Raw genomic sequence first — 26837 nt, 5'->3', positions numbered from 1 at the left:
GAGCTGCGCCGGGCGCTGGCGATGGTCAAGACGCTCGACGAACTCGATTCTCTGCTAAGCCAATTGGACGGCACGGTCCCCTTCCCGGACGCGGCGAGCGGCCCCCGGGGCCGGCAGGGGTCACCCGCCCGCGTGGCGCTGCCCGAAGGCTGGCTGACGGACCCCGACGACTGCACCGTGCCGGCCGGCGCCGACGTGATGCACTCCGGCGGCTGATCGACCGCTCGAAATCGCGTCCGGACCGATAACTCAGTACGATGTGGACCTTGCTGCATGGCGCGTTCTGGCGGATCGGTAACGCACCGCCGTCGGAGCGCGACAAAGGAGTGCCACCCACGGGTGGCACGAGCCGCAGCGCCGAGAATGCCGAGCGCTGGGACGGCATTGCGCACGGACACGCTGACATCCGCATCAGAGCTTCGGAGGCCGGTAGGACATGAGTGACGCCGAGGACGCCACTCGCGACGCTCGGCGGGCCGCGCTGGGCGCCGCCCCGTGGGAGCGGTTCTCCGAGCCCCCGTCCGACTACAGCCTGCACCTATGGCAGACCGGCGCCGCCGTCGAGACCGTCCAGCCGTCCGCAGCCGACGACGAAGGATCCGGGTCACACACCGGCGGCGGGCTCAGCGTCGCCGACCTGATCGCGAAGCTGGGCGCCCCGTCGACCGGCCGGTCCACGCACCGCCACGCCGAACCGGAGCCCGAACCCGAACTCGAACTCGAACCGGAGCCCGAACCCGGGCCCGCCGAGGCCGAATCGGACCTCCCGGTCGAGTTGCAGCAGACGCAGGTTATCGAGGACCTCGCCTACTCGCTCGACGTAATCTCGGAGCTTCCCGACCTCGAGGCCGGCGACGGCCGAAACGGCGACGGGCCGCCAGCCGAGGGAACTCCCGACGATCACGCGCGTAAACCGCGCCGCCGCCACCGCCCGATGCTGCTGGCCGCTCGCTCGGTGGCGGCGCTGTTTGCCGTGCTGGCCGTGGCGTTGACCGGCGGGGCGTGGCAGTGGAGCACGTCCAAGAACGCCCGGCTCAACACCGTCAGCGCGCTCGACCAGGGGTCGGATGACATTCGCGACCGCAACGGGCAATACGGCGACGAAGACTTCTTGATCGTCGGCATGGACTCGCGCGCCGGCGAGAACGCCAACATGGGCGCCGGTGACACCGAAGACGCCGGCGGCGCGCGATCGGACACGGTGATGCTGGTCAACATTCCGGCCAACCGCAAACGGGTGGTGGCGGTGTCGTTCCCCCGCGACCTGGCGATCACCCCGATGCAATGCGAGGCATGGAACCCGGACACGGGCAAGTACGGGCCCCTTTACGACGCGAAGACCAAGACCTGGGGCCCGAAAATGGTTTACACCGAGACCAAACTGAACTCGGCATTCGCCTTCGGCGGCCCGAAATGTCTGGTCAAAGAGATCCAGAAATTGTCCGGCTTGAGCATCAACCGCTTCATCGCCGTGGACTTCGCCGGGTTCGCCAAGATGGTCGACGCCCTGGGCGGCGTGGAGGTGTGCTCGAAATCCGCGTTGCACGACTATGAGCTGGGCACGGTGCTCGATCACGGCGGCCGCCAAGTCCTCGACGGCCCGACCGCCCTGAATTACGTGCGGGCTCGCCAGGTCACCACCGAAACCAACGGGGACTACGGCCGGATCAAACGCCAGCAGCTGTTCCTGTCGTCGCTGCTGCGCTCGCTGATCTCCGAGGACACCCTGCTCGACCTCAACAAGCTCAACAACGTCGTCAACATGTTCATCAGCGACACCGTCGTCGACAACGTGCAGTCGAAGGACCTGATCCAGCTGGGGCAGTCGTTGCAGGGGATGGCGGCCGGGCACGTCACCTTCGTCACGGTGCCGACCGGTGTGACCGACCAGAACGGCGACGAACCGCCGCGCATGGGTGATATGCGGGCGCTGTTCGACGCCATCATCAACGACGATCCGCTGCCCGAGGAAAACGACCAGAACGCAAAGAATTTGGGGACATCCGACGACAAGTCCGGTCAGACGAAGGCGCCCGCCCCCAAGCAAACGCCGGGCCCCACCGCGGCCCCGGAGGCCCGGCACGAGCAGGTGACCACGACCACGCCGGGCGACGTCACGGTGCGGGTGTCCAACGCGACGACGCAGAGCGGCCTGGCCGCCACGGCCACCAGCCAGCTCAAGCGCAATGGCTTCAACGTGATGACGCCGGACGATTATCCGAGCTCGATCAACACGACGACGGTGTTGTTCTCGGCCGGCAACGAGCAGGCCGCGGCGACCGTCGCGTCGTCGTTCGCCAACGCGAGGGTTCAGCGCGTTTCCGGCTACGGGCAGGTCGTTCAGGTAGTGCTCGGACCCGACTTCAAGTCGGTCGCCACCCCGCAGCCGAGCGGGTCATCGATCAGCCTGCAGATCGAACGCGGGTCCGGCAGCGCACCGGCCAAGCTCCCCGAGGACCTGACCGTCACCAACGCTGCCGACACCACCTGCGAGTAAGCGCTTTTGGGCGCTCCGCCGCCCGTTTTCGGCCCCGGGAACGTAGGCTTGGCGGTATGCGGACCGCCTACCACGAGCAGCTCTCGGAGTTATCCGAGCAGCTCGGCGAGATGTGCGGGCTGGCGGGTATCGCCATGGAGCGAGCCACCCAAGCCCTGTTGCAGGCCGACCTGGTGCTGGCCGAGCAAGTGATCTCCGACCACGAAAAGATCGCCACGCTGAGCGCCCGCGCCGAGGAGAGCGCCTTCGTGCTGCTGGCCTTGCAGGCACCGGTCGCCGGTGACCTGCGGTCCATCGTGAGCGCGATCCAGATGGTGGCCGACATCGACCGGATGGGCGCGCTGGCCCTGCACGTCGCAAAGATCGCCCGCCGCAGGCACCCCCAGCACGCGCTCCCCGAAGAGGTCAACGGCTACTTCGCCGAAATGGGCCGGGTCGCAGTCGAATTGGGCAACAGCGCGCAAGAGGTGGTGATGTCCCGCGATCCGGAGAAGGCCGCCCGGATTCGCGAAGAGGACGACGCGATGGACGATCTGCACCGCCACCTGTTCTCGGTGCTGATGGACCGCGAATGGAAGTACGGGGTGGCGGCCGCGGTCGATGTCACCCTGCTGGGCCGGTTCTACGAGCGCTTCGCCGACCACGCCGTCGAAGTGGCCAGGCGCGTCATCTTTCAGGCGACCGGAAAGCTCCCCGAAGAGGAGACGAAACCGGCCTCGCAATAGGCGGCCGGATCAGCCGAAGCGGCCGGAGATGTAATCCTCCGTCGCCTTCTGGCTGGGGTTGGAGAAGATCTTCTCGGTGTCGTCGACCTCGATCAACCGCCCCGGCTTGCCGACGGCCTCCAGGTTGAAGAACGCGGTGTAGTCGCTGACCCGCGCGGCCTGCTGCATGTTGTGGGTGACGATGACGATGGTGTAGTCCTGCTTGAGCTCGCTGATCAGTTCCTCGATGGCCATCGTCGAAATCGGGTCCAGCGCGGAGCACGGCTCGTCCATGAGCAGCACGTCTGGCTGCACGGCGATCGCCCGCGCGATACACAAGCGCTGTTGCTGCCCGCCGGACAACCCTCCGCCCGGCCTGTCCAACCGGTCCTTGACCTCATCCCACAGGTTCGCCCCGCGCAGCGAGTACTCGGCCGTCTCGTCGAGCACCTTGCGATTGCGCACACCCTGCAGCTTCAAACCGGCCACCACGTTGTCACGAATCGACATGGCGGGGAACGGGTTCGGCCGCTGAAACACCATTCCGATCGCCCGGCGCACGCCGACCGGGTCGACTCCGGCGCCGTAGATGTCCTCGTCGTCGAGGAGCACGTTGCCCTCAACGCGCCCGCCGGGGACCACCTCATGCATCCGGTTGAGCGTGCGCAGCACCGTCGTCTTGCCGCAACCCGACGGGCCGATGAACGCCGTGACGCTGCGCGGCAGGATCGACAGCGTCACATCCGCGACCGCGTGAAACGAACCGTAGTAGATGTTGACGGCTTTGAGGTCCAACCGTTTGGCCACTGACTGCTCCTACCTATGACTTCTTGGTGCCGAGCAATTTCGTTATCACTCGGGCCCCGACATTGATTGTGGCGATCACCAGGATGAGGGTTAGGGCGGCACCCCACAACCGATCCGTGGGGACCGGGCTCACGCCCGCGCCGGCGCTGGTCTGGTTGTACATCATGCCGGGTAGCGTCCCCATGAAGCCACTGAAGATGTCGAAGTTCATAGACTGCGCGTAGCCGACCAAGATCAGCAGCGGCGCCGTCTCGCCCATCACCCGGGCCGTCGCCAGCATGATGCCGGTGATGATGCCGGACAGCCCGGTGGGGATCACCACCCGCAGGATCGTCTTCCACTTCGGTACGCCGAGCGCATAGCTGGCCTCGCGCAGATCCACCGGGACGATTCGCAGCATCTCCTCGGTGGCTCGCACGATCACCGGGAGCATCAACAGGACCAGGGCCAACGACACCGCGAACTCGGAGCGGGGCATGCCCAGCGTGGCAACGAACAGGGCGTAGACGAACAAAGCCGCCACGATCGAGGGCACTCCGCTCAGGATGTCGACCATGAACGTGGCCAGCCTGCCCAGCGCGGTGCCGCCGCCGTATTCGGTCAGGTAGATCGCGAGCATGATGCCGACCGGGATGGAGATGACCGCACATACCAATCCCTGCAACAGCGTGCCCACGATCGCGTGGTAGGCGCCGCCGCCGGCCACGAAGGCGGTCATGCCCGCTTGCGAGTGCGTCCACCAAACGGTCGATGCAATCGCCCTGGACCCCTTGGCGACCACCGAGTACAGCACCAGCAGCAGGGGTGTCACCGCGATCACCATCGACAGCGAAACCAGTGCCAGCGCAACGTGATCCGCGGCCCGTCGGCGCCGGCTCGGCCGCGAGAACGTGCGCGGCTTCAGCGGGCGGTCCAGCATCGAGGTCATCGGGCGCCCCATCGGGTACCGGCCGCGGCGCCACGCGCCAGTGCGTCGACGAGGAACGTGAGCACGAAAAGCGCCAGCCCCGCGGCGATGTACGCGCCGGCCTTGTATTGGTCGTTGAATTGGGCGGCGGTGCCCGCAATCTTGGTCGCGACGGTAGAGCCCCCGTCGAACAGTGACCAGCCGAACATTGCCTGGGTGCCGCGCAGGATGATCAGCAGCGCGACCGTCTCCCCCAGGGCGCGGCCCAGCCCCAGCACCGCCGCGCTGATGTAGCCCGACCACCCGAACGGCAGCACGATCGTCTTCACCACTTCCCAGCGGGTGGCGCCGAGCGCCAGCATGGCCTCGATCTGCTCATGCGGTGTCTGGACGAACACCTCGCGGGTGACGGCGGTGATGATCGGCAGGATCATCACCGCCAGGACGATGCCGCCGGTGAAGATGGTGCCGCCACCGGCCACCGACGTGTTGCCGTCGGCGAACAAAAAGCAACAACCCAGCGATCGGTTGAGCCAGGTGGCGACGGGTCGCAACTGCGGCGCCAGGACGTAGAGGCCCCACGCGCCGTAGATGATGGAGGGAACCCCGGCCAGCAGATCGACGGCATAGGCCAACGGGCTGGCCGTGCGCCGCGACGAGTACTGCGTGATGAAGATGGCGACGCCCAGCGCGACCGGCATGGCGAGCAGCAACGCGAACGCCGACACGAACACGGTGACCTTCAGCAGATCGGAGATGCCGAAGTGCATCGCCGAGGTGTCGGTGGTGACCCAGTTGCCGTCGTAGGTGAAGAAGTTCTCCCGGTTGCGCTTCAACGCCGGTATCGCGCGCAGCAGCAGGAATCCGCCGATCGCGCCGATCACCACCACGATCAGGAGGCCCGAACCGTTGGCGAGCCAGCGGAACACCCGATCCCCGATGTGTGGCCGGGTCTGTCCCCACGGGTTGATCGGAATCAGCGGCGCCTCGGGGAACGGCGCGGCCACGGTCGCGCCCGAGCCGGCGTCGGTGGGGTTTGGCGTGGTCACCGTGATCCCGGCACAGTTCTGTCGCTCCTTACGCCCGGGGCCACTCGGTCACTGCAGGGCGTTGATCGCGGCAACCAGCCGCTCCTTGACCTTATCGGGCAGCGGAACATAGCCGGCCGAGGGAAGGTCGGCCTGCCCGCTGCCGGCGGCCACCGTGAGGAACGACCTGATGGCCCCTGAGGTGTCCGCGTCGGAGCCCTTCGAGCAGACGATCTCGTACGTCGCCAGAACCAGCGGGTAGGACCGCGGGTCCTGGGAGCTGTACATCGCATTCAGGTCGAGCACCAGGTCGTTGCCGGCGCCGACGAAATTGGCCGCCCGCACGGCGTTCCCAGCGGTCTCGTTGGTGAGCGGGATGACGCCACCCTTGTTGGTGCCGATTTGGGCGTAGGGCAGGCCGGCCTGGTCGGCGAAGCCCTTCTCGACGTAACCGATCGCGCCCGGGGTGGCCCGCACCGCCTGCACGACACCGGCCGACTTGGTGGCCCCCTCGCCGACCCCGCCCTGGAACTCGGTGCCCACGCCCTTGGTCCAGCTCTGCGGTGCGGCGGCCGTCAGAAACTTCTGCACGTTGTCGGTGGTTCCCGACGAGTCCGTCCGGTAGATCGGCGTGATCTTGGTGTCGGGCAGTGCGACGCCGGGATTGAGGGCGGCCAGGATCGGGTCGTTCCACGCCATGATCCGCCCGCTGAAGATCTTGGCCAGCGCGTCGCTGCTGACCACCAACCCCGGCACCCCGGCGAGGTTGTAGACCAGGGCGATCGGCCCGAACACCAGCGGCAGGTCCCAGGCCGGGTTTCCATCGCAGCGCGCGGAGGCCGGACCGATCTGGTCCGCGGCGAGCGGGGAATCGGCGCCCGCGAAGTCGACATGGCCGGCGATGAACTGCTCGCGCCCGGCGCCGGAACCGGTCGGGTTGTACGACACGCTCTTGCCCGGGCAGTACTGCCCCCAGACCTGGTTGAACAGCGCCATCGCGTTCTGTTGTGCCGTCGAACCCTCCGCCGTCAGCTTGTTCTTACCGCTGCACCCCGCGGTGCCCGTGGGCCCGGACGCGGCCGCGGGCGACGCCCCGCGGCGGTTCTGATCGCTGCCACAGCCGGTCAGCGCGCCGCTGCCTACGGCCACCGCCACGACCAGCGCGGCCAGCGCCCTGCCTCCCCTGTCGAGCCTCACCGATCTCGCTTCCTGACGCGTTGTCGTGCCCGCGTGCCGCCGGCCGTCTCCCATGAGGTTGCCAGGTCGTCGCGAATCTATGCTCCGCCGCAGCCCACGGCTACTTGTCACTAGCAAGCGCAGGTGAACAACCGGGGGCAAGAGCCCGCCTCCCGCCCATGGTCAGTCGGCCGAAGCGACCGCGTAGGCGGTGTCCACGCTGTAGGTGGTGAAACCCAGGCGCTGGTAGGTGCGCACCGCGGCGCGGTTGTCGGACTCCACGTAGAGCAGCACGGTCGGATCGGCCGCACCGGCCAGCCGGTGCGCCAACGACTCGATGCCGATGGCCGTCAGCATCTGACCCATGCCCCGGCCCTGCGCGGCCGGGTCGACGCCTACCACGTAGACCTCGCCCAAGCCGGGCTGATCGGGGTGCACCTTGGTCCAGTGGAAGCCCAGCAGCTTGCCCGCCTGTTTGGTATCGGAGTCGTCGAACGCCAGGAACAGACCGGCCGGGTCGAACCACGGTTCGTCGCGCCGCTCGGCCAGCTGGGCTTCGGTCCAGCCGCCCTGTTCGGGGTGGTCGGCGAAGGCGGCGTTGTTGACGCGCAGCAGCTCGGCGTCGTCGGAGGTGCCCGCGTAGGTGCGGACCCGCACCCCGGCCACGGGGCGCACCAAGTCATGGATGTCGCGCAGCGTGCGTCGCATCTGCAGCAGCTCGCGGACCGCAACCAGACCGAGCGCGGCCGCGGTGGCGCGGGCGGGCTCGAGCGTGCCGTGCGCCCAGAACCGGTTGCTTGCGGCGGTCTCGGCCAACGCCGCCCGCGCCAGCGCGGTCCCGAAACCTTGTCTGCGGGCGCGGGGGTGGACCACCAGTTCCGCCATCGCCGCTTCTGGGTCGCGCGACAGATTGAGGTAGCCGACGACCCCGTCGGGCCCGGTGGTCAGCAGGTGCCCGGTGCGGTCGTGCGGCAATTCGCGCAGCACTTGTTCACCGACGGGCGCGACTCCGTCGAATTCGGTTGCGGCCGTGATGAGTTCGCGTATCTGCCGTTGTTCGTCAGCGGTCAGCGTCGGGCGCCAGGCGGGCGCGGTCACTGACTGCGCAACGGGTCGCCCAGCGGCTGTTGCAAATCCTCGGAGTCGGACTCGATGTCGTCGGCGGGTTCGTCCTCCGCCGAGTCCGCGATCGGCGCGCGTCCTCGTGCCGGCCGGACGGCCTTGTAGCCGACGTTGCGAACGGTCCCGATCAACGCCTCGTATTCGGGGCCGAGCTTGGCGCGCAGGCGACGCACGTGCACGTCGACGGTGCGGGTGCCGCCGAAGAAGTCGTATCCCCACACTTCGTGCAACAGCTGCGCGCGGGTGAAGACGCGTCCCGCGTGCTGCGCCAGGTATTTGAGCAGCTCGAACTCTTTGTAGGTCAGGTCGAGTGGGCGGCCCCGCAACCTCGCGGTGTAGGTGCCCTCGTCGATCACCAGCTCGCCCAGGCTCACCTTGCCGGCACTTTCCTGGTCGGCCAGCCCGCCACGGCGACCCACAACCAGCCGCAGCCGGGCATCGATCTCGGCGGGCCCGGTGCTCGGCAGCAGGATCTCGTCCAGCCCCCAGTCCGCGCTGACCGCCACCAGGCCGCCTTCGCTCACAATGGCCAGGACGGGGACCGAACGGCCGGCGGTGCTCAGCAGACGGCAGAGTCCGCGCGCCGACGACAGGTCGGTGCGCGCATCCACCAGTACGGCGTCCGCTGTCCCGGCCTCGAGCAACGAGGACGGTTCCGCCGGCGCCGTCCGGACGGCGTGGGGAAGCAACGACAACGACGGCAGGACCGGGTCGGGATGCAGCTCCGAGGTCAGCAGTAATAGCTCCAACTAGCCCCTCCAACTCGGGAGAACGGCATCTTCACAATTCGCAACGCAACGACGCGTTAGTTGCCAGGTCATCTAACGATAACTTGCCACCTGCCACTTTGGTGCGGCGACGACGCAGTGTGAGCGCCGCCACCCGGGTGGTCCGCGACAGCTCGGGCTCAGGGTTACGCGACAATGTGCGGGTGCGCAAGGTGGCGGTGGCGGTGGCGGGCGTGGCGATCGCCGTGGCCGTGGTGGTGGCCGGGGCCGTCGCCGTGGACTACGGGAGCAGCATCTACGCCGAATACCGGCTGTCGTGCAGCGTGCGCAAAGCGGCCCATTTGCGGTCCGACCCGTTCGTCGCGATCGTGGCGTTTCCGTTCATCCCGCAGGCGATGCGCGACCACTACAACCAGCTGGAGATCAAGGCCAACGCCGTCGACCACGCGACGGTCGGCAAGGCCACCCTCGAAGCCACGATGTACTCGGTCGACCTGAGCCACGCGTCGTGGCTGATCGGGCCCGATGCCAAGCTGCCGGTGGGCAAACTGGAGAGCCGCGTCATCATCGACTCGACGCACCTGGGCCGGTACCTGGGCATCAGCGATCTGATGGTCGAGGCGCCCCCCAAGGAAACCAACACCGCCACCGGTGGCGTCACCGCGTCGGGCATCTCCGACAGCCACGGTGTGGTGTTCAGCGGCACCCCGCACTCGGCCGACTTCGAACACCGGGTCAGCGTCTCGGTGGACCTGTCCATCGCCCCGGACGACCAGGCGACGCTGGTGATCACCCCGACCGGCGTTCTGACCGGCGCGGACACCGCGGATCAACCGGTTCCGGATGACAAGCGGGATGCGGTGCTGCGGGCCTTCACGACCCGGGTGCCCAACCAGCGGCTTCCCTTCGGGGTGGCACCCAAGACCGAGGGGGCGCGCGGCTCCGACGTCATCATCGAGGGCATCAGCTACGGGGTCACCGTCAGCCTGGACGGCTTCAAGCAGTCGTGACCCGGTCATCGCCGGGGCGCGCGGGGTGAGCGGCACCCGCCGCAAATTTGATCGCCGTCGGTCATTCGGTAAGCTTGCCGACGTGCTAGCCCGCCTTGAGCCCCTGCTCACCCAACGCCGCGCAGTCGATCTGTGCCGCACCGCGGGCTGTTGCTGTCGCTGTAGCTGCTGAGTCGCCGCGCGCTTTCGCGTAAGCACTCGGAGCAACCCCGGAACGTTACCGAGGCCCGTCTCCCGTCGTTCGTTCCCATAAGCAACAGGCGTATCCAGGAGTAGTACCGTGCCGAGCAGCAACACCACCACCCAGCCAGACGTCGTCGACGTGCGGGGTCCCAGGTTCGCCGCCTGGGTCACGACCGCAGTCCTGGTGATCACCCTCGCCTTCTCCGCCGTCAGTCCGCTGGCGGCGGCGGCGATTCTCGGCGTCCAAGCGATCATCTTCGCCATCGGAGCCGTCGGCGGCCCGCGCAAGCACCCGTACGGGCGGATCTTCGCCCGCTTCGTGGCGCCCCGGCTCGGGCCCGTCGGGGAACGCGAACCGGTGGCACCGCTGAAGTTCGCCCAACTCGTCGGCCTGATCTTCGCGGTCGTCGGCGTCGTCGCGTTCGCCGCGGGCGCCTTCGTGGTCGGCGTCATCGCCACCGCCGCGGCGCTGACCGCCGCCTTCCTGAATGCGGCCTTCGGCATCTGCCTGGGCTGCCAGCTCTACCCGCTGGTGGCGCGCTTCCGAGGCGCCGCGCACACGGCATGACCCGTTCATAGAAAGCGATCGAAAGGATCACCGCATGGCACGCTCCGACGTCCTGGTCTCCGCGGACTGGGCCGAGAGCAATCTCGACGCCGCCGGCGTCGTCTTCATCGAAGTCGACGAGGACACCAGCGCATACGACACCGGCCACATCCCCGGTGCGATCAGGCTCGACTGGCGTTCCGACTTGCAGGACCCCGTCAAGCGCGACTTCGTCGACGCGCAGCAGTTTTCGAAGCTGCTCAGCGAACGTGGCGTCGCCAACGACGACACCGTGATCCTCTACGGCGGCAATAACAACTGGTTCGCCGCCTACGCCTACTGGTATTTCAAGCTGTACGGGCACGCCGACGTCAAGCTGCTCGACGGCGGCCGCAAGAAGTGGGAGCTCGACGGGCGCGCGCTGTCCAGCGACACCGTCAGCAGGCCGGCCACCTCGTACACCGCGGCCGCGCCGGACAACAGCATCCGCGCGTTCCGCGACGAGGTCATCGCGGCCATCAACACCAAGAACCTGGTCGACGTGCGTTCGCCCGACGAGTTCTCGGGCAAGATCCTGGCGCCGGCGCATCTGCCGCAGGAGCAGAGCCAGCGGCCCGGCCACATCCCCGGGGCGATCAACGTGCCGTGGAGCAAGGCGGCCAACGAGGACGGCACGTTCAGGTCCGACGACGAATTGGCCAAGCTCTACGCCGACGCCGGCCTGGACGGCTCCAAGGAAACGATCGCGTATTGCCGGATCGGCGAGCGGTCTTCGCATACCTGGTTCGTGCTCCGGGAATTACTCGGCCACAAAAACGTCAAGAACTACGACGGAAGTTGGACGGAATACGGCTCCCTGGTGGGTGCCCCGATCGAGTTGGGAAGCTGATATGTGCTCTGCCCCGAAACAAGGAGTGACGTTGCCCGCCAGCGTCGACTTGGAGAAGGAAACGGTGATCACCGGCCGCGTCGTGGACAGCGATGGCCAGGCGGTGGGCGGCGCCTTCGTCCGCCTGCTCGACTCGTCTGACGAGTTCACCGCCGAGGTCGTCGCGTCGGCAACGGGTGACTTCCGGTTCTTCGCGGCGCCGGGGTCCTGGACGCTGCGCGCGCTGTCGGCCTCCGGCAACGGGAACGCCGTGGTGAGTCCGTCGGGCGCCGGCATCCACGAGGTGGACGTCAAGATCGCCTGAGACCCCGGCTGCCCTGACCGGGATCGCGCGGGGCGAATAGACTTGTCCCCGTGGTGCTCTTCTTCGAGATCATGCTGGTCGTGGCCGTCGTGGTGATCTCATGGTTCGCGCTGTACACGCTGTACCGGCTCATCACCGACGAATCGTGACTCGCGCGGACGACGATCCGGTGGGGGTACCTTCCGCTAGCGACGGTGAGGAGTGGCGGACGACTTCTGACGAACCACTGGGTTCTGCGAGCTCCGGCGATCGCGCGGTGGCTGCCGCCGCTGAGCGCGCCAAGCTGACCGCCGGCCGCAACATTCCCGCCTTCGACGATCTGCCGCTTCCCGCCGACACCGCCAACTTGCGTGAAGGCGCCAACCTGAACGACGCCCTGCTGGCGCTGTTGCCGCTGGTGGGTGTGTGGCGCGGGCACGGCGAGGGCCGCGCACACGACGGGGATTACCGGTTCGGCCAGCAGATCGTGGTTTCGCACGACGGCGGCGACTACCTGAATTGGGAATCCCGCTCGTGGCGGCTCAGCGAGGCGGGCGACTACCAGGAGCGCGGCCTGCGGGAGACCGGGTTCTGGCGTTTCGTCAGCGATCCCGACGATCCCAGCGAATCCCAGGCGATCGAGTTACTGCTGGCCCATTCGGCCGGCTATGTGGAGCTGTTCTACGGCCGACCGCGCAATCAGTCGTCGTGGGAGCTGGTGACCGACGCACTTGCCCGCAGCCGGTCGGGCGTCCTGGTCGGTGGCGCCAAACGGCTCTACGGCATCGTCGAGGGCGGCGACCTGGCCTACGTCGAGGAGCGGGTGGACGCAGACGGCGGCCTGGTGCCGCACCTTTCCGCCCGGCTCTCCCGCTACGCGGGATAACCGCCGACCCGTTGCCCGCGTGGGCAACTCGGCGATGTGCGCGGGCCCGGAATCATTGCCTTCGGCCGATCTTTTGCGTGTACTGTTCGACGTCCGAACAGCCGATACCGCGCGAAGGGAGATCGGCGGATGCCCCCCACCAGGACACCCTCGCCCATCTTGCGCTGGGGCGTAACCGCGGTCGGGCTGCTCCTCATCGTCTATTTGGCCGTATTGGACCTGCAGCCCGGGATCATCGACGCGCTGCCCCCGGCCCTGGCGTGGTTCGGCAGGCCCGGATCGATGCCGACGCTGGCGATCGTGGTGACCGTGCTGATCGCCGCGTCGGTGCTGACCTTCCGGTCCGGCGGAAGCCATCGGATGGTGGGGGTTTCGTTCACCCTGATCGCAGGCCTGGTCCCGATGACGGCGGTCCTGGGCCTCACGTCCTACTGGGGTTGTCACGACGCCAACCATCCGGCCTTGTTCACCCCGCTGATGGCGACGGCCAGCCTGGTCAAGGGCGGCACCGGTGACTTCTCGGTGGGCGGGCGAACCTGTCCGAACCCGACACCGGTCGGCCTGGAGCTGGCCCGAATCGCGGCGCTGTCGGCGATCTTCACCGGGTTGGGCGGCGTCGTCGTCGGGGTCTTCCGGTCCCAGGTGGACCGGCTGCGGGCGAACCTGGCCGATTCCGTCACGGCCGTCGTCGGGGTCGACGCGGACACGCAGTCGATGATCAGCGCGGTCGCCCGGACGCTGGACCGGCGCGGCACGCTGGTCGTCCTCACCGGCGCCAGCGACGACCGGGTGCAGCGGGCCCGCAGGCAGGGCGCGCGGGTGGTTCTGGTGGACTTCAACAACCCCGCGACGCTGGTGTCGTTGCGGCTGTGGCGCAACCTATCCCGGCTGTATCTGATGGCGCCCGACCCGGCGATCAACCTGCTGTGGCTGGACCTGATCAGCCGCCGGCTCGACGAGGTCGCCCGCAAACGGCGGTTGCCGCTGATCGTGCGGATGGACGATCCCTGGCTGGCCCAGGCCTGGCGGGCCCAGCAGTTCGGCGGGTCGGACACCCGATGGGCCGCCGACGTGGTCGGGAAGTACGAGGTGACCGCGGGCAGGCTGCTCGACGGCATTATCGCGAGCGGGCGAACGAAACGCGTATTCATTTGCGGTACTTCGCAATTGACGCTGGCTCTGTGCGCGGACCTGACGCAGCGCGCCCTGGAACGCGACTTCTACACCCCGCCCGGCGCGGTCCCGTTGCCCGCGCTCACGCTGGTCGAAAAAGACGCCGGCGAGTATTTGGCGGATCACGAGTTCCACCGGCGGCAGGCCGGATTCGCCTCGGAGGGACCGGCGATCGACGCAACCGCGGAGACACCGACCGTTCCCACCATGCTGAAGCTGATCGGCGACGCCGACCCCGCGACCAGTGCCGTGATCTTCGTCGACTCCCACGCCGCGACGACCGCCGCGAGGCTGGCGGCCCGCTTCCCCGACATGCCCATCTACGCCTCGGACCTGAACACCAGCATCAGCGACGACTCGATCCAGGTGGTGGGTCGGCTGCAGTCCTACTCGCTGGTCCTGGACACCCAGGAGGGCCAGGTACAGGACGCCTGGGAGCGCGCGGCGAGGTTGATCCACGAGCGCTACGTCTCGACGATCGACCCGGACGCGCCGCGATCCCCGGCCGCGATGCCGTGGGCCGAGCTCAACGAGTTCTACCGCGGGTCCAACCGGCGTCAGGTGCGCAACGCGCTGTGGATGGTGGAGCAGATCGCGGGGCACACCTGGAACACCTGGGGCAGTCCGCCCGCGCAGCTGTCCGGCCACGAGATGGCGGACCTGCCGCCCTTGGAACAACTCGCGCTCATGGGCTTCGACCACGATTCGGCAATGAGCATGGCCCGCGCCGAGCATGAGGATTGGTGCCGCTACTACCGCCGCAACGGCTGGAAATACGGTTCGCCGCGAGACGATTCGCGCAAGATCCACGACAAGCTGGTCGACTGGTCGGCGGTCGAAAGCAACCCGGCCCTACTCAACGCCGCCGTCCGCAGCCTGGCGGGCACGTTATGGAGCCTGCGGCAGTTGGGCTTCCGGTCGCGGCCGCTCTGGCAATCGTTCACAAGGGTCGGAACGGTGGCCGCCGAACAACGAAGCGCCCCATGGACATGGACGTCGGATTCGGGACACATCATGCGCGCCGACGCCGGCGACTGGGCCGTCCAGGAGGACGGCAAGGTGTGGTCGGTGCGCGACGACATCTTCAAGGACACCTACGAGCCCGCCGGCGAAGGGCGCTGGCGGCGAAAAGGTCGCGTCCAAGCGCGCCCCGCCTACCCGGGCGAGACCATAAACACCTTGGAGGGTCCCACAACCGCGGCGGAGGGCGACTGGGTGGTCCGCGGATCCACCGGCGAACAATGGCCGGTCCCCGGAGACGAATTCGCCCGCCGCTATGCGGAATTCCGCCCGCCCGAGGAGGCTTCCGCCGTGGACGGCGGCCGCGGCTGAGTTTGGGCTGCGCGCGCAAATGGCCGCGAATTTGCGCAGTCCGATACCCCCGGACACTGATACGGTATCGGCGCATGCGCAATAGCCGCACGCGCCGATACCGCCCCTTCGTTTGCTACGCCTCCCCGTAGGAGACCGCGATGCCGCTGTTCATCAGCTACTCGAGCCAGGACAGGGCGACGGTCGACGCCCTGACGACCGCGCTTCGCCGCGGGCAACAACAGGTTTGGTTCGATCAAGAGCTCGGCGGCGGTGACTCCTGGTGGAACAAGATCCTCGAGCAGATCCGCTCGTGTGACGTGTTCATCGTGGCGCTGTCCAACAACTGGCTGCAGTCCAAGCCCAGTCAGGCCGAGTTGCGGTACGCCAGGGCGCTCAATCGGCCGATCCTTCCGGTTCGGATCGGCGACATCGACAGCATGCGGGTGAATCCCCTTGCCGCGTTGCAGATCATCGACTACCGCGAACCGACCGTCGACGCCGGGATTCAACTCGTGACTGCGGTACACGCGCTGCAAGGCAAGCCGGTGCCGCTGCCCGATCCGCTGCCCGAAGAGCCGCCGGTGCCGTTCGGGTACATCACCCGGTTGGGTAACACCCTCGCCGAAAAGGAGCTCAGCCCGCAGCAGCAGACCCAACTTCTGATCGAGCTGAGGCAGGGACTCGACGAGGACGGGGATGACCCCAGCGCACGCGGCGACATCGCCCAGCTGTTGCGCATGCTGCGCCTGCGCCACGACGTCACCTACCGGACCCGCACCGAAATCGACAACGTGCTGGCCGAGATCGAGGCCAAGGGCGGTTCGCCGACGACCGCGGCCGCGGGCAAGTCGCAGGCACCGGCGGCGGCCGCAGCACCGGCCGCCGCGACGCCGTCCGCCGGAACCGCGGCGCCGCAGCCGGCGGCCGGATCCAATAAGCGGCTGCTCATCATCGGCGGCGCCGCCGCAGCGGTGATCGCGGTGATCGCGATCGTCGTCGTGTTCGCCACGCAGGGCGGCAAGACCAAGCCCGCCCCGAAGGCCGGCACCGGTGGGACGTCGGCTCAGACCGCCGCCAACCCCGCGCCGAACGACCCCAATTCCGGGAACGCCTCGAAGCTGGACGCCTACCTCCTCGGCGCCGCCGATGTCGGCGCCGTCATCGGCGACCCGAATTTGGTGGTCTCGGAGAAGGCCGCGCAACTGCGTAACTTCAGGCCGACGCTGTCCAACCCGGATTGCAAGGGCGAATTCGAACCCATCGAAGAATCGTCCTACAAGGACGCGGACGGCTACACCGGGGTAAGCGCTCAAGCCGTACACAGCCCCGGCGAGACCCAGGCTCACCGCGTGTACGAAGCTGTCGTGCAGTTCTCCTCGCCGGACAAGGCGACCGCGTTCGTGCAGGCTTCGGCGGACAGGTGGAAGGCGTGCTCCGGGCAATCGATCACGTTGACTTACAACGGCAAGACCAGCGAATGGAAGTTCGGTGAGGTCACCGGGGCCGTGCCGAAGATCTTCCAGGAGCGGACGCAGGCGGACGGAACCCGCATCTGCCATCACGCGCTGCACGCGGCGTCCAGTGTGGTCGTGGACCTCTTGCTGTGCGGCCCCGACGCCGAGACGGGTCAGGCGGGCAAGCTCGCCGGGCAGATTGCCGCGAAGGTGAGCCAGTAACGGCTCCAGACATGGAGCGGCCCCCGAGCAAGGCTCCTGGTTGGACAGACCGGAAGCTCGGGGGCCGGGTGGCTGCGGGGAATTCGCTAGCGCGCGTATGCCGCCAGCTCTTCGCAAGCCACTGCTGCTAGCGCGCAGCCACCTCACATGTCCATGAAGCTATCAATTTCGCGGACCACCTCCCTTCTTGTGTACGGCCGACCGTACCCGCGATTCCGCAAGCCGACAACACAATTCAGCGCTTAGCGATCGCTGACGATCGCCGAGTCGACCAATGCGGCGAACTCGGCGGCCAACGGCGACCGAAGCAACGGGCGGCCGTCGAGCGTATGCACGCGGGCGGCCAGCGTCATGCTCGACACCAACCAGATCCCTTGCGCGGCATGGAGATCAGCGGGACGCAGGGACCGATAGTCGCAGTCGTACCCTTTGGCCCTGGCCACCTCGAAAAGGGCCTGCTGCGTGGTGCCGCGCAGAATCGGATACCACGGCGGCGGCGTCAGCAGGCACAGGTCCCCACCGGATCCGGTCGCGATCACCACCGTCGAGCGCGGGCCTTCCAGGATGTAGCCGTCCGAGCTGACGAAGATCACGTCGCCGGCGCCTTGCCGGGCGGCATGACGCAGGGCGGCCATGTTGACCGCGTAGGACAGGGTCTTGGCGCCGGCGAGCAGCCATGGCATCGCGTCGGCACCGGCCGCGGGCAGTCCGCGGTCCAGCATCACCGCGGCCAAGCCCTCGCGCCGCACCGCGGTGACTCGTTCGGGAACCGCGTTGACCATCACGTAGGTGGTCGGGGCGGTTCCACCCTCCCGGCCTCGGGTGTAGATCAGGCGCATCGCCCCTTCGTCGGCGGTGGCGGCCACCCACTCACTGCTGGCCGCATCGATCGCAGCGCGCCAGCTGGGCAGGTCGGGTTCGGGCAGGTCCATCAGCCTCGCCGATTGGGTCAGCCGCTGCAGATGCGACTCGACCAGGCAGGGCCTGCCGTCGCGGACCAACAGCGTCTCGAAGACGCCGTCGCCGCGAACCGCCGCCAGGTCGTCGGCGTGCAGCAGCGGGGCATCCGGCGGATGTATCGCGCCGTCCAGCGTGACGATCACACCCGTCTGGCCTGCCATGGAGGTAAAGCCTAGCCGTGAACGTGAGGCTGCCCGCACGCTCGGCGCACCGGGCATCAAGGTCCGTAGAGTTGACGTGTGTCCGCAGTACCCGCACCAGATGCCGGCCCCGACGCGGGCGCCGTCTGGCATTACGGCGATCCCCTCGGCGAGCAGCGCGCGGCCGAGACCGGCGCGGTCGTCGTGGACCGCTCGCACCGCGCGGTGCTCACGCTGACCGGCGGCGATCGCCAGAAGTGGCTCCACAGCATCTCCACCCAGCACGTCAGCGAGCTGCCCGAGGGCGCCAGCACGCAAAACCTCAGCCTGGACGGGCAGGGCCGCGTCGAGGACCACTGGATCCAGACCGAACTCGGGGGCACCACCTACCTGGACACCGAGCCGTGGCGGGGTGAGCCGCTGCTGAATTACCTGCGCAAGATGGTCTTCTGGTCCGATGTGAGCCCGGCCGCCGCCGACATGGCGGTGCTCTCACTGCTCGGGCCGCGGCTGGCCGACCGGGCGGTGCTAGACGTGCTGGGGCTGGACGCCCTGCCCGCCGAGCTGACGGCGGTCCCGGTCTCCGGAGGTGGGTTCGTGCGCAGGATGGCGGGCGCCCCGGCCGGCCAGATCGAACTGGATTTGGTGGTCCCGCGCGGCGAATCGGCTGGCTGGCAGCAACGCCTCGTGCAGGCGGGGCTGCGGCCGGCGGGGGTTTGGGCCTACGAGGCGCACCGCGTGGCGGCGCTGCGCCCGCGACTGGGCGTCGACACCGATGAGCGCACGATTCCGCACGAGGTGGAGTGGGTCGGTGCTGCGGTCCACCTCGACAAGGGCTGCTACCGGGGGCAGGAGACCGTCGCGCGGGTGCACAACCTCGGGAAACCGCCCCGGATGCTGGTGTTGTTGCACCTCGACGGTTCGGTGGAGCGGCCGGCCACGGGAGATCCGGTGCTCGCCGGCGGGCGCACCGTCGGCCGCCTGGGGACCGTGGTGGATCACGTGGACCTCGGGCCCGTAGCCCTCGCGCTGCTCAAGCGCGGGGTGCCGGCCGATACCGAACTTGCGACCGGCGCCCAGTCCTCGGTGGCGGCGGTCATCGACGCCGATTCGCTGCCGGCAACGGAACACATCGGCGCGGGACGGCTCGCCGTTGAACGGTTGCGGGGCGGTGCGAGATAATCCTCGATGAAGTGCGCCACAGCGGCAGGGGGCACCGACGCCCGACCGTAAGGCACGGTAAACTGTCGGCAGGACAATAACGACACCAGGAGATCGGAGCCGCCTGATTCGGGCCGCTCCGTTATTGCGCGAGGGGGTTCCCCCATGGGCCGCGGCCGGGCTAAGGCAAAGCAGACCAAGGTTGCTCGAGAACTCAAATACAGTTCCCCGCAAACCGACTTCACGCGGCTTCAGCGCGAGTTGTCAGGAACGGGTGCCGACGATTCCACAGAGCTGGAGGACGACGGCGTCGGCGACTCCTGGGAAGACAGCGACGACTGGCGCCGCTAGAACTGACGTCGCTGCGCCGGTCTAATCGGCTTCGGCACGGCGCCGGCTCGACTCCCGTCCTCTAAAATCGCGGATGCTGTCCGACGAGCTTTGCCCGCGGGCCCTCTTTGCCGCCTTTGCAGACGGTTCCCAGCACCCAGCAGTCCAAGTGGCGGGCCGTCAAAATGGCCAGGGCCCGGTCGGTGTCCTCGGGCGCGACGACGGCGACCATGCCCACGCCCATGTTGAACGTCTTGTCCATCTCTTCCCGCGTGACCCGACCGCGCTGGGCGATCATGGCGAACACCGGTGCGGGCGTCCAGGTTCCGCGGTCGATTTCGGCGACCAGGCCATGCGGGATGACGCGTTGCAGGTTGCCGGCCAGCCCGCCGCCGGTGACGTGGCAGAACGTGCGGACGTGGGTTTCGGCTGTCAGCGCCAGGCAGTCCTTGGCGTAGATCCGGGTGGGTTCCAACAGTTCCTCACCCAGGGTGCGGCCGAACTCCTCGACATACCCGGCCAAGTTCATCCGGTCGATCTCGAGTAGCACCGTGCGGGCCAACGAGTACCCGTTGGAGTGCAGGCCCGAGGAGCCCATCGCGATGATGGTGTCGCCGGGTTTGACGCGGTCGGGGCCCAACACGTCGTCGGCCTCCACGACGCCGACACCGGTCGCCGAAATGTCGTAGTGGTCGGGTTCCATCAGGCCGGGGTGCTCGGCGGTTTCGCCGCCGAGCAAAGCGCAGCCGGCGCGCACGCAGCCCTCGGCGATGCCCGCGACGATCGCGCTGAGGCGTTCGGGCACGGTCCGGCCCACCGCGATGTAGTCCTGCAGGAACAGCGGTTCGGCGCCGCACACCACGAGGTCGTCGACGACCATCGCGACCAGGTCCAGGCCGACGGTGTCGTGCTTGTCCATCGCCTGAGCCACCGCAAGCTTGGTACCCACGCCGTCGGTCGACGCCGCGAGCAGCGGTTCGCGGTAGTCGTTGCGCAAAGCGAACAGCCCTGCGAACCCGCCGAGTCCGCCCCGCACCTCGGGTCTGGTGGCCCGTGTCGCCAGCGGCTTGAACATTTCAACGGCGCGGTCACCGGCTTCAATGTCCACCCCGGCCGACGCGTAGGTAATGCCGTGGCTGCCCGGGTTACGTCCGGGGCTTTTTCCGGGATCCGTCATCGCGATAAAGGCTACCGGGCGCCGCCGACCGCCGTTATCAAACGTCTTGGAAGGGCCGGATCGGAAGGCCGTCAGTGGACGATCGGCACTTCGTCGGGCGCCAGTTCGTCGAGCCCGGCCCCGCGCGCTGCGTTGGCGAGCATGTGCTCGATGACGTTCTTCCCCAACGCCGTCTCCTCGGGCAATTCGATCGGGTACTTGCCGTCGAAGCAGGCGGTGCAGAGCCGCGACGCGGGTTGTTCGGACGCCGCGACCAGGCCGCGCAGCGAGATGTAACCGAGGCTGTCGGCGCCGATGGCGTGCCGCACCGCTTCGAGCATTTCCTCTTTGTCTTGCACGGCGTTGGCGATCAACTCCGCCGGGGACGGGAAGTCGATGCCATAGAAGCAGGGCCATTTGACCGGCGGCGAAGCGATCCGCACGTGAACTTCCACTGCGCCGGCCTCGCGCAGCATCCGCAACAGCGCGCGCTGGGTGTTGCCGCGCACGATCGAGTCGTCGACGACGATGAGCCGCTTGCCGCGGATCACCTCGCGAAGTGGGTTGAGCTTCAGCCGGATACCGAGCTGGCGGATGGTTTGGGACGGCTGGATGAACGTCCGCCCGACGTAGGCGTTCTTCATCAGGCCCTGCCCGTACGGAATGCCGGACTCCTGCGCGTATCCGACCGCGGCCGGGGTGCCCGACTCCGGAACGCCGATCACCAGGTCCGCCTCGACCGGGCATTCACGGGCCAGCCGGCGACCGATCTCCACCCGGGTGGCGTGCACGGACCGGCCGGCGATCGTGCTGTCCGGGCGCGCCAGGTACACGTACTCGAAGACGCAGCCCTTCGGGGTGGGGTTGGCGAACCGGGTGGAACGCACCCCGTCGGCGTCGATCGCCAGCAACTCGCCCGGCTCGATGTCGCGCACGAACGAGGCGCCGACGATGTCGAGCGCGGCCGTTTCGGAGGCCACCACCCAGCCGCGGTCGAGGCGTCCGAGCGAAAGTGGCCGCACCCCATGGGGATCGCGCGCCGCATACAGCGTGTTCTCGTCCATGAACGTCAGGCAGAACGCGCCGCGCACGGTCGGCAGCAGCTCCAGCGCGGACTGTTCCAGCGTGGAATCCGCGGCACCGTGGGCGAGCAGTGCGCCCAGGATGTCGGAGTCGGTCGTCGCCGGTGCGGGGCAACGCCGCGCGATCAGCCCGGCGTCGCGGGCGCGGGCGGCAAGCTCGGCGGTGTTGACCAGATTGCCGTTGTGGCCCAGCGCAACGCCCGTGCCGGCGGCGGTGTTGCGGAACACCGGCTGGGCGTTCTCCCACGTGGTGTCGCCGGTGGTGGAGTAGCGGCAATGACCGATGGCGACGTGGCCCGGCATCGCCGCGAGGGTCTGCTCGTCGAACACCTGGCTGACCAGACCCAGGTCCTTGAAGACGAGGACCTGCGACCCGTCGGCGACGGCGATCCCGGCGGCCTCCTGCCCGCGATGCTGCAGGGCGTACAAGCCGTAATAGCTGAGTTTTGCGACATCCTCGCCGGGGGCCCAGACCCCGAAGACACCACACTCTTCACGGGGCGAGTTCAGGTCCTGCTCGGGTGCTTCGGCTCCTGCGACGGTCACGATTCGGCGGCTCCCCGGGGAACGGTTGGTGACGTATCGGAGTCTACGGGTCCAACGCCGTCGACTGCGAATTCACAGCGCGTGTTGCGCGTCGAAAATTCCCTCGCACCACCCTAAACCTGCAGTTCAGGGTTACTATTCAGCTGACATCGAACAGGGGCAGACAGTGTTCGATCTCACCTGCGCGGGAGCCGGAAAGGCTCAGCGCACCGGCGTCCGTCGCCTCGTGGAACGACAGCATCCCGGTCACCAGCAGCAACCACGTTCGCGGATCGGTCTCCACCACGTTGGGGGGCGTGCCGCGGGTGTGCCTGGGGCCGGCGATGCATTGCACCGCGACAAACGGCGGGATCCGCACCTCGACGCTGGCCCCGGGCGCCACCGCTGCCACGGTGCGGGCGGTGAGCCGGACCGCGGCCCCGAGGCTCTCGCGATCGGGAACGGGCCGGGTCGCGTCCCGCAACCAGTCCGCAACGGCCAACACGGCCTGCCGGGTCTTTGCCGGATCGGCCTTTTGACGGGCGGCCATACCCTAGGGTCTCAAACTCATGGAGCGTCGTCGCTTGCGGCGCGGGCCACCGTACAAGTCCGTCGGCCTCGTGACGCTCGTCATCATGGGGTTGGTCGGGTCGCTGCTGTATCTGCAGTTTCGCGGCGAGCTCACGCCGACAACGAAGCTGACGATGGTGGCGGCCCGGGCCGGCCTGGTATTGGATCCCGGCTCCAAGGTCACCTACAACGGTGTCCAGATCGGCCGCGTGGCCAGCATTTCGGAGATCACCCGCGACGGCAGGCCGGCCGCCAGGGTGACGCTGGATGTCAGCCCCAGGTATCTCGAGCTCATCCCGGCCAACGTGGCGGCCACCATCAAAGCGACAACGGTGTTCGGCAACAAGTACGTCGCGCTGACTTCGCCGCCCAAGCCCGCGGCGCAATCGATCACACCGTCGACCGTGATCGACGCGACCGCGGTGACCACAGAGTTCAACACCGTGTTCGAGACGCTCATGTCGATCGCGGAGAAGGTCGATCCGGTCAAGGTGAACCTGACGCTCAGCGCGGCGGCGCAAGCGCTGACGGGACTGGGCGAGAAGTTTGGCGACTCGTTGGTCAACGGCAACGCGATTCTCGACGATGTGAACCCCCGCATGCCCGCGATCCGCCTCGACGTTGCGCGGTTGGCCGCCCTCGGCGAGGCCTACGCCAACGCTTCGCCAGACCTTTGGGACGCCCTCGACCACGCGGTGACCGTGGCGCGCACGCTGAACCGGCAGCAAGCCGATCTGGACGCGGCGCTGCTGGCGGCGGCCGGGCTGGGCAGCGCGGGCGCCGACGTTTTCGGAAGCGGCGGCCCCTACCTGGCGCGCGGGGCCACCGATCTTGTCACCTCCAGCCAGCTGCTCGACGAATACAGCCCGGAAATCTTCTGCACCATAAGGAATTTCGCCGAAGTCGGGCCCAGGATTCACAACGCGCTCGGCGACAACGGCTACTCGCTCGGCGCCCATGCGGCCGGCGGCATCACCGGAGCGCCGAGCCCGTACATCTGGCCGGAGAACCTGCCCCGTACGAACGCCCGGGGCGGTCCCGGCGGCAGGCCGGGCTGTTGGCAGACGATAACTCGCGAACTGTGGCCGGCCCCAATGCTGGTGATGGACACCGGCGCGAGCATGGCTCCCTATAACCACTTCGAGCTCGGCTCCCCACTTTTCACCGAGCACGTGTGGGGCCGCCAGCTGGGTGACTACACCATCAACCCGTGACGTCGCACGCCCAACGCGGCGATCGCGCCGGCCTCGTTGATGGCCAAGTGCACCAGCATGGGCGCGGCCACGCTGCCGGAACGGTCTGCGAGCCAACCGAATAGCCAGCCCGCGATGCCCGTCACCAACACGGTGCCCAGCACCGGGTCGCCCGCTGCTCGAGCGTCCGCGACATGGGAGAGCCCAAAACTGGTCGCTTGCAACAACCTTGCGCCGGGCCTGCCGTAGGCAGCGGAAGCGGCGGTGGTGAGGGCCGCGCGGAACGCGGCCTCCTCGGCCCACACGGTGCCGACGGGGATGCGCAGCAGCAGCCAGCCGGCCACCGACCCGGTCGGCTCACGGTCGGCCATGGACGCCCGCACCTTCGGCACCGCCGTCGTTGCGGCGATCGCGCTCGCGGCGGCGGCCCCGGCCGCCGAGCCCAACCGCAGCCCCGCCCACACCCGCGGCGCGGTCAGCCCCAACGGTGCACGCGTCACAACCACCAGCACCCCGGCCGCGGCCGCTTGGGTCGTCACCCGCCATCCCGTGGGCAGTCGGGGCCCGACGAAGCTCCAGCCCACCAGGGCGGCTGCCAATGCGAATGCGCGGATCCGACGGAAGTCGCTCTCGCCCATCAGGATTCGTCGCTACGGCTCATCCGAAGAGGCGCGGCAGCACCGCCTCGGACGTCTCACGCAGTTCGGCCAGCGACACGGTGAACAGGCCCTGAACCTCCACCGCGTCCGAGGCCTGGTCGACGACGCCGATGCGCACCGCGGGCAGCCCGCGCGCCTCGCACATCGCCCGGAAGCGGCTCTCCTCGGTGCGGGGCACCGCCACCAGAACCCGGCCCGCCGACTCGGCGAACAATGTGACGAACGGATCGGCACCCTCGGGAAGCACGATGCGGCAGCCGGTTTCACCCGCTATTGCCGCCTCCACGATGGCCTGCGCAAGCCCGCCTTCGGACAGGTCGTGCGCGGCGGACACCAGCCCGTCGCGGGACGCCGCGCTCAGCACTTCGGCCAGCAGTTTCTCGCGGGCTAAATCGACCGCGGGCGGCACCCCGCCCAGGTGGTCGGCGCTCACCTGCGCCCAGATGGAACCGTCGAATTCGTCGCGCGTGTCGCCCAGCAGCATCAGGGTCTCCCCCGGCTCGCGGCCCAGGCCCGTCGGGATGCGGCGGCCCACATCGTCGAGCACGCCGAGCACGCCGACCACCGGTGTGGGCAGGATGGCCGCCGACCCGGTCTGGTTGTAGAAGCTGACGTTGCCGCCGGTCACCGGAATGCCAAGGGCCGCACAGCCATCGGCCAGCCCGCGCACCGCTTGCGAGAACTGCCACATCACCCCGGGATCTTCCGGAGAACCGAAGTTGAGGCAGTTGGTCACCGCGACCGGGGTCGCGCCCGTGACCGCGACGTTGCGGTAGGCCTCGGCCAGCGCGAGCTGCGCGCCGACATAGGGATCGAGCAGCGTGTAGCGACCCGATGCGTCCGTCGACAGGGCGATGCCGCGGCCGGTCGCCTCGTCGACGCGGAGCACGCCGCCGTCGGCGTGCTCGGCCAGCACGGTGTTGCCGCGCACGTAGCGGTCGTACTGTTCGGTGATGAAGGCGCGGCTGCACAGGTGCGGGCTGCCCAGCAGCGCAAGCAAAGTCGCGCGCAGCTCCTCCCCTGTCTTTGGCCGCGGCAGGCTCGTCGACCGGTCGGCGTTCAGGGCGTCCTGCGACTCGGGACGCGCGACCGGCCGCTGATACACCGGCCCCTCGTGCGCCACCGTGCGCGGCGGTACGTCGACGACGGTCTCGCCGTGCCAGCTGATTCGCAACCGGTCGCCGTCGGTGACCTCGCCGATCACGGTGGCCAGCACGTCCCACTTGCGGCACACCGCCAAGAACGCGTCCACGTTCTCCGGTGCGACCACGGCGCACATCCGCTCCTGCGATTCGCTGCAGAGCACCTCCGCGGGCGTCATGTCCTTTGCCCGCAGCGGGACGGTGTCGAGCTCGATCGCCATACCGCCGTCGCCAGCCGATGCGAGTTCTGAAGTGGCACATGACAATCCGGCGCCGCCGAGGTCCTGGATGCCGATCACCAGGCCGCCCGCATAGAGTTCGAGGCAGCACTCGATGAGCACCTTCTCCATGAAGGGGTCGCCCACCTGCACCGAAGGCAGCTTCTTGCGCGATCCCTCGCTGTCGAACGTGTCCGACGCCAGCACCGACACCCCGCCGATGCCGTCCAGGCCGGTGCGCGCACCGAACAGGATGATCTTGTTCCCGGTGCCCGAGGCGAACGCCAGGTGCAGATCCTCCTGGCGTAATACGCCCACGCACAACGCGTTTACCAACGGATTGCCCGCGTAGCAGGCGTCGAAGACGGTCTCGCCGCCGATGTTGGGCAGCCCCAGCGAGTTGCCGTAGCCGCCGATCCCGCGGACAACTCCGTCGACCACCCGGCGCGTGTCCGGCGCGTCGGCGGCGCCGAACCGAAGCTGGTCCATCACCGCGACGGGTCGCGCACCCATCGCCATGATGTCGCGGACGATGCCGCCGACACCGGTCGCCGCGCCCTGGTAGGGCTCGACGTAGGAGGGGTGGTTGTGCGATTCCACCTTGAAGGTGACGGCCCAGCCGTCGCCGATGTCGACCACGCCGGCGTTCTCGCCGATGCCGGCGAGCATGCCCGCGCGCATCTCGTCGGTGGTGGTCTCGCCGAAGTAGCGCAGGTGCACCTTGGACGACTTGTAGGAGCAGTGCTCACTCCACATCACCGAGTACATCGC

25 protein-coding genes and 1 pseudogene are annotated in these 26837 nt (G+C 68.3%); 14 read left to right on the top strand and 12 right to left on the bottom strand.

All coding sequences use genetic code 11. From position 1 onward, the window contains the following. The 3 genes and pseudogenes from A9X05_RS08975 to phoU form a co-directional block, all read left to right on the top strand. Nucleotides 1-216: pseudogene (locus A9X05_RS08975) on the top strand (tRNA dihydrouridine synthase DusB); the annotation flags it as partial. A 220-nt stretch (nucleotides 217-436) separates the two neighbouring features. Next, nucleotides 437-2497 carry an LCP family protein gene (locus A9X05_RS08970; protein ID WP_067780722.1) on the top strand — a complete coding sequence of 687 codons (2061 nt, stop codon included), beginning with the start codon at nucleotides 437-439 and terminating at the stop codon, nucleotides 2495-2497. A gap of 56 nt (nucleotides 2498-2553) precedes the next feature. Beyond that, entirely contained in the window at nucleotides 2554-3222 is a 669-nt protein-coding gene (phoU, locus tag A9X05_RS08965; protein WP_067752168.1) for a phosphate signaling complex protein PhoU, read from the top strand. 9 nt (nucleotides 3223-3231) lie between these two features. Here phoU and pstB read toward each other — a convergent pair whose 3' ends face one another. The 6 genes from pstB to A9X05_RS08935 all read right to left on the bottom strand — a co-directional run bounded on the left by pstB (nucleotide 3232) and on the right by A9X05_RS08935 (nucleotide 8990). Further along, complete coding sequence (gene pstB, locus A9X05_RS08960; protein ID WP_067752171.1) at nucleotides 3232-4008, bottom strand: phosphate ABC transporter ATP-binding protein PstB; 777 nt, start codon at nucleotides 4006-4008, stop codon at nucleotides 3232-3234. Between the two features lie 13 nt (nucleotides 4009-4021). After that, nucleotides 4022-4936, bottom strand: coding sequence for a phosphate ABC transporter permease PstA (pstA, locus tag A9X05_RS08955; RefSeq protein WP_067752225.1), 915 nt, complete (start codon nucleotides 4934-4936; stop codon nucleotides 4022-4024). Then, entirely contained in the window at nucleotides 4933-5970 is a 1038-nt protein-coding gene (gene pstC, locus A9X05_RS08950; RefSeq protein WP_067780719.1) for a phosphate ABC transporter permease subunit PstC, read from the bottom strand. Before pstC ends, pstA begins: the two co-directional genes overlap by 4 nt. Before the next feature lie 42 nt (nucleotides 5971-6012). Next, complete coding sequence (pstS, locus tag A9X05_RS08945) at nucleotides 6013-7140, bottom strand: phosphate ABC transporter substrate-binding protein PstS (protein WP_067752177.1); 1128 nt, start codon at nucleotides 7138-7140, stop codon at nucleotides 6013-6015. A gap of 162 nt (nucleotides 7141-7302) precedes the next feature. Continuing rightward, nucleotides 7303-8217 (bottom strand): mycothiol synthase, encoded by a 915-nt coding sequence (gene mshD / locus A9X05_RS08940; RefSeq protein ID WP_067752180.1) that lies wholly within the window; start codon nucleotides 8215-8217, stop codon nucleotides 7303-7305. Beyond that, nucleotides 8214-8990, bottom strand: coding sequence for a response regulator transcription factor (locus A9X05_RS08935; protein WP_067752184.1), 777 nt, complete (start codon nucleotides 8988-8990; stop codon nucleotides 8214-8216). The genes mshD and A9X05_RS08935 overlap by 4 nt, the downstream gene beginning before the upstream one ends. A 176-nt stretch (nucleotides 8991-9166) precedes the next feature. Here A9X05_RS08935 and lmeA point away from each other — a divergent pair, with 176 nt between their 5' ends. From lmeA to A9X05_RS08900, 8 genes are all read left to right on the top strand, one after another. Next, the gene (lmeA, locus tag A9X05_RS08930; RefSeq protein ID WP_067780725.1) at nucleotides 9167-9979 is read left to right on the top strand and encodes a mannan chain length control protein LmeA; all 813 of its coding nucleotides are present in this window, start codon (nucleotides 9167-9169) and stop codon (nucleotides 9977-9979) included. Nucleotides 9980-10004: 25 nt separating this feature from the next. Further along, complete coding sequence (locus A9X05_RS32670) at nucleotides 10005-10151, top strand: Ms5788A family Cys-rich leader peptide (RefSeq protein WP_368664923.1); 147 nt, start codon at nucleotides 10005-10007, stop codon at nucleotides 10149-10151. A 108-nt stretch (nucleotides 10152-10259) separates the two neighbouring features. Next, the gene (locus A9X05_RS08925) at nucleotides 10260-10730 is read left to right on the top strand and encodes a DUF4395 domain-containing protein (RefSeq protein WP_067780716.1); all 471 of its coding nucleotides are present in this window, start codon (nucleotides 10260-10262) and stop codon (nucleotides 10728-10730) included. Nucleotides 10731-10764: 34 nt separating this feature from the next. Then, entirely contained in the window at nucleotides 10765-11598 is an 834-nt protein-coding gene (locus A9X05_RS08920) for a sulfurtransferase (protein ID WP_067752190.1), read from the top strand. Between the two features lies 1 nt (nucleotide 11599). Beyond that, nucleotides 11600-11902 carry a DUF1416 domain-containing protein gene (locus A9X05_RS08915; protein WP_067269500.1) on the top strand — a complete coding sequence of 101 codons (303 nt, stop codon included), beginning with the start codon at nucleotides 11600-11602 and terminating at the stop codon, nucleotides 11900-11902. 145 nt (nucleotides 11903-12047) lie between these two features. Continuing rightward, nucleotides 12048-12767, top strand: a complete 720-nt coding sequence (locus A9X05_RS08910) for an FABP family protein (protein ID WP_231975362.1) — start codon at nucleotides 12048-12050, stop codon at nucleotides 12765-12767. 129 nt (nucleotides 12768-12896) lie between these two features. Further along, nucleotides 12897-15272, top strand: coding sequence for a hypothetical protein (locus A9X05_RS08905; RefSeq protein ID WP_067780713.1), 2376 nt, complete (start codon nucleotides 12897-12899; stop codon nucleotides 15270-15272). 140 nt (nucleotides 15273-15412) lie between these two features. After that, nucleotides 15413-16930: a sensor domain-containing protein gene (locus A9X05_RS08900; protein ID WP_067780710.1), complete on the top strand. Its 1518-nt coding sequence runs from the start codon at nucleotides 15413-15415 to the stop codon at nucleotides 16928-16930. A gap of 242 nt (nucleotides 16931-17172) precedes the next feature. On the opposite strand, the gene A9X05_RS08895 is transcribed toward A9X05_RS08900, so the two are convergent. Further along, nucleotides 17173-18033, bottom strand: coding sequence for an aminodeoxychorismate lyase (locus tag A9X05_RS08895; protein ID WP_156675657.1), 861 nt, complete (start codon nucleotides 18031-18033; stop codon nucleotides 17173-17175). 96 nt (nucleotides 18034-18129) lie between these two features. Here A9X05_RS08895 and A9X05_RS08890 point away from each other — a divergent pair, with 96 nt between their 5' ends. Then, nucleotides 18130-19212, top strand: coding sequence for a folate-binding protein YgfZ (locus A9X05_RS08890; protein ID WP_067780700.1), 1083 nt, complete (start codon nucleotides 18130-18132; stop codon nucleotides 19210-19212). A gap of 144 nt (nucleotides 19213-19356) precedes the next feature. Further along, entirely contained in the window at nucleotides 19357-19542 is a 186-nt protein-coding gene (locus A9X05_RS08885; protein ID WP_067752204.1) for a DUF3073 domain-containing protein, read from the top strand. Nucleotides 19543-19603: 61 nt separating this feature from the next. On the opposite strand, the gene purM is transcribed toward A9X05_RS08885, so the two are convergent. The 3 genes from purM to A9X05_RS08870 all read right to left on the bottom strand — a co-directional run bounded on the left by purM (nucleotide 19604) and on the right by A9X05_RS08870 (nucleotide 22834). After that, the gene (gene purM, locus A9X05_RS08880) at nucleotides 19604-20698 is read right to left on the bottom strand and encodes a phosphoribosylformylglycinamidine cyclo-ligase (protein WP_067752207.1); all 1095 of its coding nucleotides are present in this window, start codon (nucleotides 20696-20698) and stop codon (nucleotides 19604-19606) included. 71 nt (nucleotides 20699-20769) lie between these two features. Beyond that, nucleotides 20770-22305: an amidophosphoribosyltransferase gene (gene purF, locus A9X05_RS08875; RefSeq protein WP_067752210.1), complete on the bottom strand. Its 1536-nt coding sequence runs from the start codon at nucleotides 22303-22305 to the stop codon at nucleotides 20770-20772. A gap of 139 nt (nucleotides 22306-22444) precedes the next feature. After that, complete coding sequence (locus A9X05_RS08870) at nucleotides 22445-22834, bottom strand: sterol carrier family protein (RefSeq protein ID WP_067752213.1); 390 nt, start codon at nucleotides 22832-22834, stop codon at nucleotides 22445-22447. 19 nt (nucleotides 22835-22853) lie between these two features. Here A9X05_RS08870 and A9X05_RS08865 point away from each other — a divergent pair, with 19 nt between their 5' ends. Then, complete coding sequence (locus A9X05_RS08865) at nucleotides 22854-24068, top strand: MCE family protein (protein WP_067780696.1); 1215 nt, start codon at nucleotides 22854-22856, stop codon at nucleotides 24066-24068. Here A9X05_RS08865 and A9X05_RS08860 read toward each other — a convergent pair. Then, the gene (locus A9X05_RS08860) at nucleotides 24050-24685 is read right to left on the bottom strand and encodes a CPBP family intramembrane glutamic endopeptidase (protein WP_067780693.1); all 636 of its coding nucleotides are present in this window, start codon (nucleotides 24683-24685) and stop codon (nucleotides 24050-24052) included. The genes A9X05_RS08865 and A9X05_RS08860 overlap by 19 nt on opposite strands. Before the next feature lie 19 nt (nucleotides 24686-24704). Continuing rightward, nucleotides 24705-26837 (bottom strand): phosphoribosylformylglycinamidine synthase subunit PurL (purL, locus tag A9X05_RS08855; protein ID WP_067780689.1); only part of this gene is annotated, 2133 nt, incomplete at its 5' end.

The sequence above is a fragment of the Mycobacterium sp. E3298 genome (assembly GCF_001666895.1).
In the GTDB taxonomy this organism is placed as follows: Bacteria; Actinomycetota; Actinomycetes; order Mycobacteriales; family Mycobacteriaceae; genus Mycobacterium.
The sequence above is the reverse complement of the archived record's forward strand: the minus strand, read 5'-3'. Positions and strand labels throughout refer to the sequence as shown.

What these genes read in the sequence shown, in the direction of transcription:
- A9X05_RS08970 (WP_067780722.1), top strand. Translation starts at nt 437, where the DNA reads ATGAGTGACGCCGAGGACGCCACTCGCGACGCTCGGCGGGCCGCGCTG.
- phoU (WP_067752168.1), top strand. Translation starts at nt 2,554, where the DNA reads ATGCGGACCGCCTACCACGAGCAGCTCTCGGAGTTATCCGAGCAGCTC.
- pstA (WP_067752225.1), bottom strand. Translation starts at nt 4,936, where the DNA reads ATGACCTCGATGCTGGACCGCCCGCTGAAGCCGCGCACGTTCTCGCGG.
- A9X05_RS08920 (WP_067752190.1), top strand. Translation starts at nt 10,765, where the DNA reads ATGGCACGCTCCGACGTCCTGGTCTCCGCGGACTGGGCCGAGAGCAAT.
- A9X05_RS08915 (WP_067269500.1), top strand. Translation starts at nt 11,600, where the DNA reads ATGTGCTCTGCCCCGAAACAAGGAGTGACGTTGCCCGCCAGCGTCGAC.
- A9X05_RS08905 (WP_067780713.1), top strand. Translation starts at nt 12,897, where the DNA reads ATGCCCCCCACCAGGACACCCTCGCCCATCTTGCGCTGGGGCGTAACC.
- A9X05_RS08900 (WP_067780710.1), top strand. Translation starts at nt 15,413, where the DNA reads ATGCCGCTGTTCATCAGCTACTCGAGCCAGGACAGGGCGACGGTCGAC.
- A9X05_RS08885 (WP_067752204.1), top strand. Translation starts at nt 19,357, where the DNA reads ATGGGCCGCGGCCGGGCTAAGGCAAAGCAGACCAAGGTTGCTCGAGAA.
- purM (WP_067752207.1), bottom strand. Translation starts at nt 20,698, where the DNA reads ATGACGGATCCCGGAAAAAGCCCCGGACGTAACCCGGGCAGCCACGGC.
- A9X05_RS08870 (WP_067752213.1), bottom strand. Translation starts at nt 22,834, where the DNA reads ATGGCCGCCCGTCAAAAGGCCGATCCGGCAAAGACCCGGCAGGCCGTG.
- A9X05_RS08865 (WP_067780696.1), top strand. Translation starts at nt 22,854, where the DNA reads ATGGAGCGTCGTCGCTTGCGGCGCGGGCCACCGTACAAGTCCGTCGGC.
- A9X05_RS08860 (WP_067780693.1), bottom strand. Translation starts at nt 24,685, where the DNA reads ATGGGCGAGAGCGACTTCCGTCGGATCCGCGCATTCGCATTGGCAGCC.